Raw genomic sequence first — 12,531 nt, 5'->3', positions numbered from 1 at the left:
GTCACTCCACGTCGAGGACGAGGTGCCCGGCGTCGTCCGCGCGGGCGACGCCGATCGTGCGCTTGCGCAGCAGGCCGGTCCGCAGCGGGTGCTCGCCCTCGAACCGCAGCGGGACGTCGTACCAGAGGTCGCCGACCTGCAGCGCGATGCTCGGGCGGTAGACGCGCTCCGACAGCGAGCCCGCGTCGATCGTGAGCCGGTACGTCCCTGCCTCGGTGTCGAGGTGCGCGTCGATCTCGCGCCCGCGCTGGGGAGGTCGCTTCGCGTGCGTCGCCTCGCTGGGCACGCTGGAGTCGCGCACGAGGCGACCCGCGTACGTCGGCGCGCCCCGCACGCGCGACCGTCCGGTGATGACGACCGACGTGCCGTCGAGCTGGGCCTTCGCGCGACCGAAGAGCGAGGCGATCCGCTTCACGGGCTTCTCGTACGTGATCTCGTACGCCGGGCGCGACTCCGCGTCGGCAGGGTCGAAGCCGGGGTAGGCGAAGTGCGCACGCCCGTCGACGACGTGGAGGTCGACGCCGCGGCCCTTGTCCTCGTCCGCCTGCAGCAGCGCGAGCGTCGTCTCGACGTCGCGCCGCAGCGCCGCAGCGATGATCGCGCGGTGGATCACGTGCATCCGGCGGAACAGGTTGTCGGTCAGGTAGCGCTGCGCGAGGTCCTCGATCCGGTCGAACACGAACGCCCGCTCGACGTCGTCGCGCAGGGCGAGCGAGTCGCGCAGGTCGCCGCGGATCGTGTTGTCGAACTGGCGCTTCATCACGTGGTCGCGCTGCGGGCCGGGCGGGATGCAGTCGGCGATCGTCTCCATGACGATCTCGGTCGAGGCGTACTTCTCGGCCGCGTCGGCGGTGTACGTGACGTTGGACCGGTCGTGCCGCTCGCGCGCGTGGTAGGTCGCGCCGTCGCCGATCATCGAGATCCGGCGCGCGTTCACCATGGCGGTGAGCGTGAAGGGCTGGTCGCAGCGCTGACGCATGTCCTCGCGGTACCGCAGGCCCAGCCGCTCGACGAGCTCGCGCCGGAACAGCTTCGTGTTCGAGAGGTTGTAGGGCAGCCGCGACGCGTAGAGGTCCATGTCGCGCACGCGCCCGGCGCGGTAGATGAGGATCGGCACGGCGCGCTCGCCGATCGGCTCCATCCGGCCGAAGACGACGTCGGACTCCCACCCGTCGGCGTGGCCCACGAGGAGCTCGAGGGCGTCGTCGTCGAGCACGTCGTCGGAGCCCAGGAAGAACACGTAGCGCCCGGTGGCCCGCTCGAGGCCGCGGTTGAACGGCACGGCCGGGGTCCCGGACGGCGGCTGGTGGATCACGACGACGTTGTCGCCGTGGCGCGCGGCGAACTCGTCGAGGATCCGGCCACTGTCGTCCGTGGAGCCGTCGTCGACCAGCACGAGCTGGAGTGCGTCGAGGCCGATCGTCTGTCGCTCGAGGCTGGCCAGCGCCTCGGGCAGGTAGGTGGCGGTGTTGTGGACCGCCACGATCACGGTGCAGTCCGGCTCGGGCGGGGTCTCGGCGGGACGCACGTCGCTGAGGGGCTCGCCCTCCGGGTCGATCCAGGTGCGCAGGACGTCGGCGGCGTACCGCCCGTCGTGGATGGCGTTGACGTACTCCACGCCCTCGGCGCCCAGCCGGCGCGAGCGCTCGGGGTCGGCGACGAGCTCGCGCACGACCTCGGCGATCGTCTCGCGGGTGGCGCGCACGATGGGCACGTCGTGGCCGGTCACCGCCTTGATGTGACGCCGGATCGTGGGGTCGACGGTGCCCACCACGACCCGCCCGGCCGCCATCGCCTCGCACGCGGCCACGCCGTAGCCGCCGGCGCCGAGCTGCTCGACGACGATGTCGGCGTCGCGGATGACGTCGGGCATCTCGTCGTGAGGGATGCCCTGGAGCCGCCGGTACTCGAGGACGCCCTCGTCGTGCAGCTCCTGCAGGACGGGGTCGATCCACACGCTGTTCTTCTGCGCCGAGCTCGGGCTGTGGACGACGACCGGCCGGGCGCGCTCGAGCACCGGCCGGTCGCACGTCCACCGCTCCACGTCGAGCGTGAGGGGCAGCCAGCGCGAGCCGGGCACGAACGGGATGAGGACGGGGCTCGTAACGAAGGTGGGCCCGTCGAACGCGGCGAAGTCCTCGACGTTGCGGCGCGCGATCGTCTCGAGGGTGTCGACGAGGTCGGGGTCGAGCTGCTCGTACTGGGTGTCGGGGTGCAGGTGCCGGTAGACGCTCGGGATCTTCACGTCGGACCCGTGCGCCACCATCGCCACGGACACGCCCGCCGCCTTCAGCTCCTCGACGACCGCGCGGTTGTCGAAGTCGAGGTCGGGCCCGCTCCACAGCGCGTGGTTCGACTCGATCAGCACGTGCGTGAAGCTCTCGACGACGAAGTCGCGCAGGCGCGGGTTCCAGTCGATCGAGTAGCGGGCGAGGTTCGAGTCCACCCGCAGGTGTGCCGGCGCGAGGTGGGGCGTCACGCAGTAGCGGTAGCTGATCGCCCACGTGTCGTCAGCCAGCCGGCCGAGCGCCTTGGCCCACTGACCCGCCTGACCGGCGGAGTTCGCCGGGCCGAGGAAGACGCGCGTGGACGCGGCATGGACGTCGGGGAAGGGGTCGACGAGGTCGCGGATCGTGCTCACGTCCATCGGTCTTGCTCCACCCTCTCCCGGTCGTCGCGTGCGTCGAGGTCCCGCCTCACGTTATCGGCACCATGCTGCGTCACGGTGAACCCACGGCGACGAGCGGCGGACGGACGCCGCGATCACAGGACGGAGCGGACCACGGGAACCCGCCGCAGCACTAGCACGATGGCGAAGCTGGCGACGAGGGTGATCGCGAGGCGTCCGAGCAGGGGACCCACGGCCTCGGCGGCGGGGAGGTCGCCGCCGATGCCCAGCTCGGGCAGCAGCCACACGAACGTCAGGTGGAGGCCGAAGACGCCGAGCGTGGCCGCCCCGAGCGTGGTGCCGAGGCGGGCGCCGATGCCGCGGGCCAGCACGCGCAGCAGCCCGTCGGGCTGGATGAGCGCCTGCGCCACCAGGAACACGCCGATCGCGTAGAGGATCGTGCCCGCGCCGTAGTAGCTGACCGGGCTGATCGTCTGGAGCCACTGAGGCGCCTCGGGGTTGCGCCACTGCCAGCACCCGAGGGCGCCGAGCGCGAGGGTCACGGCCGAGACCGCCGCGAGCGCGAGCCCGCGGAGCCGCAGCCCGCGCAGGCCCCAGCCCAGGAGGTAGACCCCGAGGTAGCCGAACCACCAGGTCCAGGCCGTCTCGACCAGGACCACCGATGCCTCGCGCGGCTGGATCGTGGCGAGCGAGAGCGCGGGGATCGTGGCGAGCGCGGCACCGGCGACGAGCACGGCGCGGCGGCTCGAGGTGGAGACGAAGCCGATCACGAGCGGCGTGATCAGGGCGAGCCCGATGATGATCCAGAAGAAGTACAGCGCCGTGTAGAGCTCGCCGGTGACCGTCTCCAGCAGGGCGTCACGCCACGGCAGCGCGGTGCCGTCCTGGCGAGTGACCAGCGCCCAGTACCAGAGGTGCCAGAAGACCAGGGCCGGGACGAGCCGGGCCGCGCGCTTGCGCAGGAAGACCGAGTGGCTGCCGTACCGGCGGGGGTCGAGCAGCACCGAGCCGCTGAGCATCACGAACAGCGGCACCGCGCACACGGCGCCGATGTCGAGCCAGATGGCCAGGGTCCCCACGGTCGTGGAGCGGGCGTCCTCGGCGGCGGCGTTGGGCGCCACCGAGTGGATCGTGACGACGCCGACGATGGCGATCGCGCGCAGCCAGGAGATCCACACCGTGGACTCGGTGGCCGTCGGTGTAGTCGCAGTCGTCACCCGAAGAACGTAACAACGCGACGCGGTGGCTGCGCGGCCGTCGCGGGCGGCGTGCACCCGGCCGTTAGGGTGGGCGTCGTGCGATCTGTAGGGGGAGGCGCGGCCGTCTCGCGCGCCGTCGTCCTCGGGTGGAGTGTCCCTCCGATCGACTCCTCCCTCTCCCGTCGCACCGCCGATCTGGTCGCGGCGCTCTCCGACGCCGGCTGCCTCGTCACCGTGATCACGGTCGACAGCCCCGCCGCCGTGCGCGACGACGGCCTCGACCCCGCACTCGCGCGCCGGATCCCCGACGACGTCCGCATCATCCGCATCGCGGACGACCACCCCGACGAGCTCCAGCGGATCGACCGCTGGTCGTACGAGCGAGCCCTCGACCCGGCCGGCTGGCGCGACGAGTGGCTGGCCCGCGCCGCCGCCCAGTTCGACGAGCCGGGCTTCGGCCACGTGCACGACCGCCTGCGCGAGGAGGCGCTGCGAGTCGCGGACACCGAGGGCGTCGACCTCGTCGTGGCCGTCGCGGCCCCGATGGTCACCGTCGCCGTCGCCGCCGACGTCAGCGCGCGTCACGGCGCGGACCTCGTGGTCGACCTCGCTCGCACGACCGGCGGCGACTTCGAGATCGGTGGCCAGCGTGTTCGCGACGCCCTTTCCCGCGCCACCGTGTGGTGCCCCGACGAGGGCACCCGGGCACGCCTGCGCGACGTCGACCCCACGGCCGCCGAGCGCGCGCTCGTCGTGCCCGACGGCTTCGGCACCGAGCCCGAGCCCGGCGCGGCGCTCCCGGCCCGCCGCGAGCACTGGCCGCTGCGTGTGGGCTGCTTCGTCGAGCCCGACGCCTGGAGCGCGTTCGTCGAGGTCGTCGAGGGCTGGATCGCCGCCCGCGCCGTTTACCCCGTCCTGACCGAGGCCATCCTCGCGGTGTTCGGCCGCCCTCCAGCCGCCGGCGTCGCCCCCTCGGTGCTCGCGCAGGCCGCCCCGGCCGGCGTCGTCGCGGAGGCCTCGCCGTCCGTGGACGACCTGCCCGAGGTGCACCGCGGACTCGACCTCGTGGTCGTCGTCTCACGCGGCGACCTGCCAGCGGGCCGCACCGCCGACCACCTCGCCGCGGGCGTCCCTGTGGTCTGGTGCACGGCGCAGCAGCCGGGCCCGGGCCACCCGTTCGAGGAGGCCAGCCAGGTGGTCCGCGCCGCCGACCTGACCCCGCAGGCCATCACCGACGCGATCCGCGCCGCGCTGGCGCTCGACCCCGCCACGGTCGTGCCCACGTGGCGCGTCTCGGCCTGGCCGGCGGCCCTCGAGGACCTCGACGCGAAGGAGGACCGTCGATGACCCGCGTCCTCGCCGTCACGGCCCGCGCCCGCTACCCCGAGACGTGGCTGGACAACCTGCTGGAGAAGCTCGACCTCGGCGGCGACGTCGAGGTGCGCGTCCTCGCGGCCAAGCGCCCCAAGCCCGCCTTCGACGCCGAGTTCGCGGTGATGCCGCCGCTGCCGAAGCCGCCGAAGGTCGAGCCCGCGCCGCGCGGCTTCGGCGCGCGGGTGTGGAGCCGGGTCACCGGCTCGCGTCCCACGCCGCCTCCGGCCCCCGAGCCCGCGCCCGCCCCGAAGCTGCGCGAGCGCCTCGCCACGTGGTGCCGCGAGGACGACCGGCCCGTCGAGCTGGCGCAGTGGGCCGACGTCGTCGTCGCGATGGACGACGCCGCCTGCCGCAGCGTGTGGGAGCTCGGCCGCCGCGTCGAGGGCACCGTGTTCGTCAACCGTGCCGCGCGGGTCCGCGAGGCGCTCGAGGCCGAGCGCGTCGACGTGCCCGCACCCACGCCACCCGCCGGACCCGACGCCGCCGACGCCACGATGCCACCGATCGCCGACGGCCCCGCCCGGCTCCTGATCGCCCCCGCGAACTACGCCGGACAGGCGCACGCCTGGGCCCGCGCCGTCGACGCGCACGTCCCGGGCGCCGCCGCGCAGAACTTCAAGGACCGCCGCCTCCTGCACCCGTACCCGGCCGACCTCACGGTCGACCGTCGCCGCTTCCAGGGCGACCTCGGCTGGCGCCGCGCCTGGCGCGAGCACGTCCTCGCCACCTACACGCACGTGATCGTCGAGGCCGGCCTGCCGGTGCTGGGCGAGTCCGTCATGCCGCTCGAGCACGTCGTCGCCGAGCTGCGCGACGCCGGCCTGCGCGTCGCGCTGCTCTCGCACGGCAGCGACGCCCGCATCCCGTCGGTGCACGCGGCGAACGAGCGCTGGGCCCAGTACGACGGCATGGACGCGGCCTGGGTGCGACAGCTGGAGCACTCCTCGCGGCGCAACGTCGAGGTCTACACGAGCGACCCCGGACCGGTCTTCCTCTCCACCCCCGGTCTGCTCGAGTTCGTCCCGAACGGCACGTGGCTGCCGCTCGTGGTCGACGTCGACCGCTGGCACAGCGACGAGCCCGTCCTCGAGCGCGAGCGCCCCGTGGTGGCGCACGCCCCGAGCAGCAAGCAGAAGGGGTCGCACCACATCGACCCCGTGCTCGCCGACCTCGACGCGCAGGGCCTCATCGAGTACCGCCGCGTCCAGGGCGTGCCGATCGAGGAGATGCCGCAGGTGTTCGGCACCGCCGACATCGTCGTCGACCAGTTCGGCGCCGCCGACTACGGCGTCGCGGCGTGCGAGGCCCTCGCCGCGGGCCGCACCGTGGTCAGCCACGTGTCGCCCGGCGTGCGCGCGCACGTCCGCGCCGAGACGGGTCTCGAGGTGCCGATCCTGCAGGCCGACCCCGAGACCCTGCGCGACGTCGTCCTCGGGCTGCTCGCCGACCGCGAGGCGGGCCGCGCCGCCGCCCGCGACGGCCGGGCCTTCGTGGAGGCCGTCCACGACGGCCGCCGCTCGGCCGAGGTGCTGGCGCGCTGGTTCGAGAACTCTGCCCCCGCGGCGGTGCCGGAACATGGCCCGTCCCCACATACGAAGTAGGGTGTTACCCGTGTCTGAACAGCCTTTCATCCCGCCCGCCAAGCCCATCATCGACGAGGTCGACATCGAGGCCGCGGTGCGCGTGCTCCGCAGCGGCATGGTCGTGCAGGGTCCCGAGGTCAAGGCCTTCGAGGAGGAGTTCAGCGCCGTCGCCGGCTCCGAGCACGCCGTGGCCGTCAACTCCGGCACCTCGGCGCTCCAGCTGGCCCTGATGGCGCTGGGCATCGGCCCGGGCGACGAGGTCATCGTCCCGTCGTTCACGTTCGCCGCGTCGGGCAACGCGATCAAGCTCGTCGGCGCCGAGCCGGTGTTCGTCGACATCGACCTCGACTCGTTCTGCGTCGACCCCGAGGCCGTCCGCGCCGCGATCGGCCCGAAGACCGCGGGCATCATGCCGGTGCACCTCTACGGACACCCCGCCGCGATGACCACGATCATGGAGCTGGCCTCCACGCACGGCCTCGCGGTCGTCGAGGACGCGGCCCAGGCGCACGGCGCCGCGATCGGCGGCAAGCCGGTCGGTGGCTTCGGCTCCGCCGCCGCGTTCAGCTTCTACCCGACCAAGAACATGCACTCGCTCGAGGGCGGCATGGTCACCACGAACGACGCCGAGGTCGCGCGCACGATCCGCCTGCTGCGCAACCAGGGCATGGAGCAGCGCTACGCCAACGAGATCGTCGGCGTGAACATGCGCCTCACCGACGTCGCCGCCGCGATCGGCCGCACGCAGCTCACCCGCCTGCACGAGTGGACCGAGCGCCGCCGCGCGATCGCCGCCCGCTTCGACGCCGAGATCACCTCGGTCGTCGTACCCCCGGTCGCCGAGGGCGCACGCCACGTCTACCACCAGTACACGGTGCGCGTGGAGAACGACCGCGACGGCTTCCAGAAGCGCCTCACCGACGCCGGCATCGGCAACGCCGTGTACTACCCGACGCCGGTGCACCGCCTGCGCCCGTACCTCGTCGACGGCGCCCCTGACCCGCGCTGGGACCTGCCCGCCACCGAGCAGGCGGCCGCCGAGGTCGTCTCGATCCCGGTGCACCCGAGCCTGAGCGACGCCGACGTCGACCGCATCGTCGCGGCCGTCAACGAGGCCGGAGCCACCGCGTGAGCGCCCCGCTGCGCGCCGGCCTCATCGGTGCCGGCGCGATGGGTCGCAACCACGCGCGGATCCTCGGCCAGCTCGACGGCGTCGACTTCGTCGCGATCAGCGACCCCGCCCTCGAGGCCGGCCTGTTCGGCGCCGACGTCGTGCCCGACGTCGAGTCGCTCATCGCGCTCGGCATCGACTACGCGGTCGTCGCGTGCCCCACGAGCCTGCACGAGGAGGTCGGCCTGGCGCTCGCGTCCGCCGGCGTCCACGCGCTGATCGAGAAGCCGCTGGCCTCCACGGTCGAGGGCGCCGCCCGTCTCGAGAAGGCGTTCGGCGACGCCGGCCTGGTCGGCGGCGTCGGCCACATCGAGCGCTACAACCCCTCGCTGCAGGCGCTGCGCGCCAAGCTGGAGGAGGGCGAGCTCGGCCAGATCTACCAGGTCGTCACCCGCCGCCAGGGCCCGTTCCCGCACCGCATCGCCGACGTGGGCGTCGTCAAGGATCTCGCCACGCACGACATCGACATCGCGTCGTTCGTCACCGGCGAGTCCTACCTCGACATCAGCGCGCGCACCGTCACCAAGAGCGGCCGGCCGCACGAGGACATGGTCGCCGCCGTCGGCACGCTGTCGGGCGACATCATCGTCAGCCACCTGGTGAACTGGCTCAGCCCGATGAAGGAGCGCTGCACCGTCATCACCGGCGAGCGCGGCGCCTACGTGGCCGACACCCTCACCGCCGACCTGACGTTCCACCGCAACGCCACCGTCGCGCTCGACTGGGACGCGCTGAGCGCCTTCCGGGGCGTCGCCGAGGGCGACGTCACGCGCTTCGCGATCCCCAAGCGCGAGCCGCTGCTGGTGGAGCACGAGACGTTCCGCGATGCCGTCCTCGGTCAGGACACCGACATCGTCACCCTCGCGCAGGGCCGCCGCACCGTCGAGGTGGCGCAGGCGATGATCGACTCCGCCGACGGAGGCGGTCAGCGGGTCGATCTGGCGTGAGCGGCCAGCCGAACAAGGTCGTGATGCTCGTCGACAACGACGTGCGTCGCGACTCGCGGGTGCAGAAGCAGGCGCGCTCCATGGCCGAGCGCGGCTGGGAGGTCACGCTCCTGGGCATCAACCGCACCGAGGACGTCATCCCTCCGTGGAAGGTCGGCGACGCCACGGTCGAGCTCGTCGACTACCGCCCCGAGCGGATCGAGCGCGCGCACCTCGCGCGGTCGCCGCGCTGGCGCGACCCGCTGGCGTACCGCACGGGCGCGCGGGCCAACCAGCTGTTCGGCTGGTGCGAGGCGCAGGCGCGTGTCCTGGAGGACCGCCGCCGCAGCGCGTCGGGCCCCGGGCGCGTCGTCCTGTCGGCCCGCATCGCCGCCAACCGGGCCCTCGCGTCGTGGCGCGGCTTCCGTCGAGAGCGCACGATCGAGGTGCGCCGCAAGCGCCACCGCATGCACGGCCTGGTCGACCGCCTGAGCACCGCCGCGTGGATGAAGGTCCTCGGCACGAAGTCCTGGAACCACCTCGACCCCAACATCGAGTCGTGGGACGAGGCGTTCGCGCCGGCGATCGACCGGCTGCGGCCCGACCTCATCCACGCCAACGACTTCCGCATGCTGTTCGTCGCCGCGCGCGCCACGTTCCGCGCCCGCGCCGCCGGCCGCGACGTGAAGCTGGTGTGGGACGCGCACGAGTTCATGCCCGGCGTCGAGCACGCCACCGCGCACCCGCGCTGGATCCCGTCGCTGCAGCAGCTCGAGGCCGAGCACGCGCAGTATGCCGACGCCGTGCTCACCGTCAGCGACCCGATCGCCGACCTGCTGCAGGAGCACCACGGCCTGCCCGAGCGCCCCACGATCGTGCTCAACACGCCGATCGTCCAGGACCCGCCGCCCGAGGCGCCCAGCGTCCGCGCCCGCTGCGGCCTGGCCGACGAGGTCCCGCTCATCGTCTACAGCGGCTACGTCGACCCCAACCGCGGCGTCGGCGTGGTCATCGAGTCCCTCGGCCACCTGCCCGACCTGCACGTCGCGCTCGTCGTCGGCCAGCCCGACTCGCCGGTCGTGCTCGGGCTCCAGGAGCGTGCCGCCGAGCTGGGCGCCGCCGAGCGGCTGCACATCCTGCCCTACGTGCCGGTCGAGCAGATCGTGCCGTACCTGTCGTCGGCCACGCTGGGCGTGCACTCGCTGATCCACATGATGAACCACGAGATCTCGCTCGCCACGAAGTTCTACGAGTACTCGCAGGCCCGCCTGCCGATCGTGGGCAGCGACGTGAGGTTCATGGCCGAGACGATCCGCCGCACGGGCCAGGGCGAGGTCTTCCGCGTCGGCGACGTCGACGACTTCGTCCGCGCCGTCCGTGCCGTGCTGGCCGACCGCGAGCGCTACGTCGCGGCCTACGACCAGCCCGGCCTGCTCGACGCGTGGACCTGGGAGCACCAGGCCGACGCGATGCACGAGGTCTACCGCGACCTGGTCGGCTTCGACCCCGCCGTGATCGGAGCCACCGCATGAGCGCCCTGCGCGTCGTCGTCCTGCGCGACACCGCCGCCGAGCCCCTCGGCGCCCACGTCACCGCCCTGCGCGACCTCGGGTTCGAGGTGCACGTGCTGGCCAAGGGCGACGCCCTCGAGGGCGGGCCGCTGCTCGTCGACGACGTTGCCGTCTCCACGGTGCCAGTGCCGAAGTGGCTCGGTGCCGGCCGTCACGGTGCGCGCTCGCCGCGCTGGACCAAGCCGCTGGGCTACCGCACCCTGCTGAAGGCCGGCGTCCGCCAGGCCGCGGCGCAGGCGCGCGTCAGCGAGTCCATGTTCCAGCGCGACGTCGCCTACGTGAAGAGTGGCAACACCAAGGTGCCCCTCGTCCCGCGCGCTCGCCTCTTCCTGGCGCGCGCCGAGCGCCGCTGGGTCGCCGAGCGCACCGAGGCCACCCGCGAGGCCTACAAGGTCCGCAAGGGCCGTCGCCGTCCCGTCGACCGCGCGGCCCGCCGCCTGTGGCGCACCACGTCGCGTCAGCACGCGTGGGCACGCCTCGACCCCGCGCTGCTCGATCCCGAGCTGCACCTCGGTCCCGCCCTCGACGAGCTCGCGCCCGACGTGATCCACGCCGAGGGCCCCGTGATGATGTCCGTCGCCGTGCGGGCCGCCGCCCGGATCGACCACCCGGTCCGCGTCGTGTGGGACCGCACCGGCGAGAAGAAGCCGAAGCGTCCGTGGGCCGCCCAGGCGCGCCCGCTGCTGGTCGCCGAGTACGGCCACCGCGCCGACGCCACGGTCAAGGCCCGCGACCCGCAGACCCTCGCCGCCGCCTACGGCGCGGCCCCGACCCCCACCCTCGAAGGAACCCCATGAACATCACCGTCGTCGGACTGGGCAAGATCGGCCTCCCGCTGGCCGTCCAGTTCGCCTCGAAGGGCCAGAAGGTGTTCGGCGCCGACGTCAGCCCCACCGTCGTCGAGACGGTGAACGCCGGCACCGAGCCCTTCCCCGGCGAGGCCCACCTCGCCGAGAAGCTGGCCGAGGTCGTCGGCTCCGGCCACCTCGTCGCCACCACCGACACCGCCGACGCCGTCTCGCAGTCGGAGTTCGTCGTCATCGTCGTGCCGCTGTTCGTCGGCGCCGACGGCACGCCCGACTTCGGCTGGATGGACTCGGCCACGCAGGACATCGCGCGCGGCCTCAAGCCCGGCACCACCGTCATCTACGAGACGACCCTCCCGGTCGGCACCACCCGCACCCGCTGGGCGCCGATGCTGCAGGATGGCTCGGGCCTGACCGCCGGCCAGGACTTCCACCTCGTCTTCAGCCCCGAGCGCGTGCTCACCGGTCGCGTCTTCGCCGACCTGCGCAAGTACCCCAAGCTGGTCGGCGGACTCGACGAGGCCGCCACGGCCAAGGCCGTCGAGTTCTACGAGACCGTGCTGGACTTCGACGAGCGCCAGGACCTGCCCCGCCCGAACGGCGTCTGGGACATGGGCACCGCCGAGGCCGCCGAGCTGGCGAAGCTCGCCGAGACCACGTACCGCGACGTCAACATCGGCCTGGCCAACCAGTTCGCCCGCTTCTCCGACCAGCACGGCATCGACGTGCTCAAGGTCATCGAGGCCTGCAACAGTCAGCCGTTCAGCCACATCCACCTGCCGGGCATCGCCGTCGGCGGCCACTGCATCCCGGTCTATCCGCGGCTGTACCTGTGGAACGACCCCGACGCCACCGTCGTGCGCTCGGCCCGCGAGGCCAACGCCGCGATGCCCGCCTACGCGGTCGACCTGCTGGCGGCCGCCGCGGGCGACCTCACCGGCAAGCGCGTCCTGGTGCTCGGCGCCTCCTACCGCGGCGGTGTGAAGGAGACGGCGTTCTCCGGCGTCTTCGGCACGGTCGACGAGCTGCGCGCCCGCGGCGCCGAGGTCCACGTCAGCGACCCGATGTACAAGCCCGAGGAGCTCGAGGCGCTCAAGCTGCCCGCGTACGACGGCGAGCCCGTCGACGCGATCGTCGTCCAGGCCGACCACGCGGAGTACCGCGAGCTCGCGGCCTCGGACTTCCCGGGCGTCGAGGTCATCGTCGACGGCCGCCGCGTCACCGATCCCGAGCGCTGGACCGGTGTCCGCCGCGTCGTCATCGGCGGCTGAC

Annotated in this window: 9 protein-coding genes; 7 read left to right on the top strand and 2 right to left on the bottom strand. The window is 73.2% G+C overall.

Annotated elements, in window-relative coordinates:
* Position 1: 1 nt before the first annotated feature.
* Complete coding sequence (locus BJ975_RS12640) at positions 2–2,647, bottom strand: glycosyltransferase family A protein (protein WP_179426435.1); 2,646 nt, start codon at positions 2,645–2,647, stop codon at positions 2–4.
* Positions 2,648–2,763: 116 nt separating this feature from the next.
* Positions 2,764–3,846: an acyltransferase gene (locus BJ975_RS12635; protein ID WP_179426433.1), complete on the bottom strand. Its 1,083-nt coding sequence runs from the start codon at positions 3,844–3,846 to the stop codon at positions 2,764–2,766.
* Positions 3,847–3,924: 78 nt separating this feature from the next.
* On the opposite strand from BJ975_RS12635, the gene BJ975_RS12630 reads away from it, so the two are divergent.
* The 7 genes from BJ975_RS12630 to BJ975_RS12600 are packed head-to-tail and all read left to right on the top strand — an operon-like array spanning position 3,925 to position 12,530.
* The gene (locus tag BJ975_RS12630; protein ID WP_179426431.1) at positions 3,925–5,175 is read left to right on the top strand and encodes a hypothetical protein; all 1,251 of its coding nucleotides are present in this window, start codon (positions 3,925–3,927) and stop codon (positions 5,173–5,175) included.
* Positions 5,172–6,803 carry a glycosyltransferase family protein gene (locus BJ975_RS12625; protein WP_179426429.1) on the top strand — a complete coding sequence of 544 codons (1,632 nt, stop codon included), beginning with the start codon at positions 5,172–5,174 and terminating at the stop codon, positions 6,801–6,803. Before BJ975_RS12630 ends, BJ975_RS12625 begins: the two co-directional genes overlap by 4 nt.
* A 10-nt stretch (positions 6,804–6,813) precedes the next feature.
* Entirely contained in the window at positions 6,814–7,917 is a 1,104-nt protein-coding gene (locus BJ975_RS12620; RefSeq protein ID WP_317628276.1) for a DegT/DnrJ/EryC1/StrS family aminotransferase, read from the top strand.
* A complete protein-coding gene (locus BJ975_RS12615) occupies positions 7,914–8,903 on the top strand; it encodes a Gfo/Idh/MocA family protein (RefSeq protein ID WP_179426425.1) in 990 nt (329 codons plus the stop codon). The genes BJ975_RS12620 and BJ975_RS12615 overlap by 4 nt, the downstream gene beginning before the upstream one ends.
* The gene (locus BJ975_RS16825; protein ID WP_218845898.1) at positions 8,900–10,414 is read left to right on the top strand and encodes a glycosyltransferase family 4 protein; all 1,515 of its coding nucleotides are present in this window, start codon (positions 8,900–8,902) and stop codon (positions 10,412–10,414) included. The genes BJ975_RS12615 and BJ975_RS16825 overlap by 4 nt, the downstream gene beginning before the upstream one ends.
* Complete coding sequence (locus BJ975_RS12605; RefSeq protein WP_179426423.1) at positions 10,411–11,250, top strand: hypothetical protein; 840 nt, start codon at positions 10,411–10,413, stop codon at positions 11,248–11,250. The genes BJ975_RS16825 and BJ975_RS12605 overlap by 4 nt, the downstream gene beginning before the upstream one ends.
* Positions 11,247–12,530 (top strand): nucleotide sugar dehydrogenase, encoded by a 1,284-nt coding sequence (locus BJ975_RS12600; protein WP_179426421.1) that lies wholly within the window; start codon positions 11,247–11,249, stop codon positions 12,528–12,530. The genes BJ975_RS12605 and BJ975_RS12600 overlap by 4 nt, the downstream gene beginning before the upstream one ends.
* Position 12,531 lies beyond the last annotated feature (1 nt).

Origin of the sequence: Aeromicrobium tamlense, from assembly GCF_013408555.1 — a bacterium.
In the GTDB taxonomy this organism is placed as follows: Bacteria; Actinomycetota; Actinomycetes; order Propionibacteriales; family Nocardioidaceae; genus Aeromicrobium; species Aeromicrobium tamlense.
This window is presented reverse-complemented; position numbering and strand designations above follow the sequence as displayed.

What these genes read in the sequence shown, in the direction of transcription:
- BJ975_RS12605 (WP_179426423.1), top strand. Translation starts at nt 10,411, where the DNA reads ATGAGCGCCCTGCGCGTCGTCGTCCTGCGCGACACCGCCGCCGAGCCC.
- BJ975_RS12625 (WP_179426429.1), top strand. Translation starts at nt 5,172, where the DNA reads ATGACCCGCGTCCTCGCCGTCACGGCCCGCGCCCGCTACCCCGAGACG.
- BJ975_RS12640 (WP_179426435.1), bottom strand. Translation starts at nt 2,647, where the DNA reads ATGGACGTGAGCACGATCCGCGACCTCGTCGACCCCTTCCCCGACGTC.
- BJ975_RS12600 (WP_179426421.1), top strand. Translation starts at nt 11,247, where the DNA reads ATGAACATCACCGTCGTCGGACTGGGCAAGATCGGCCTCCCGCTGGCC.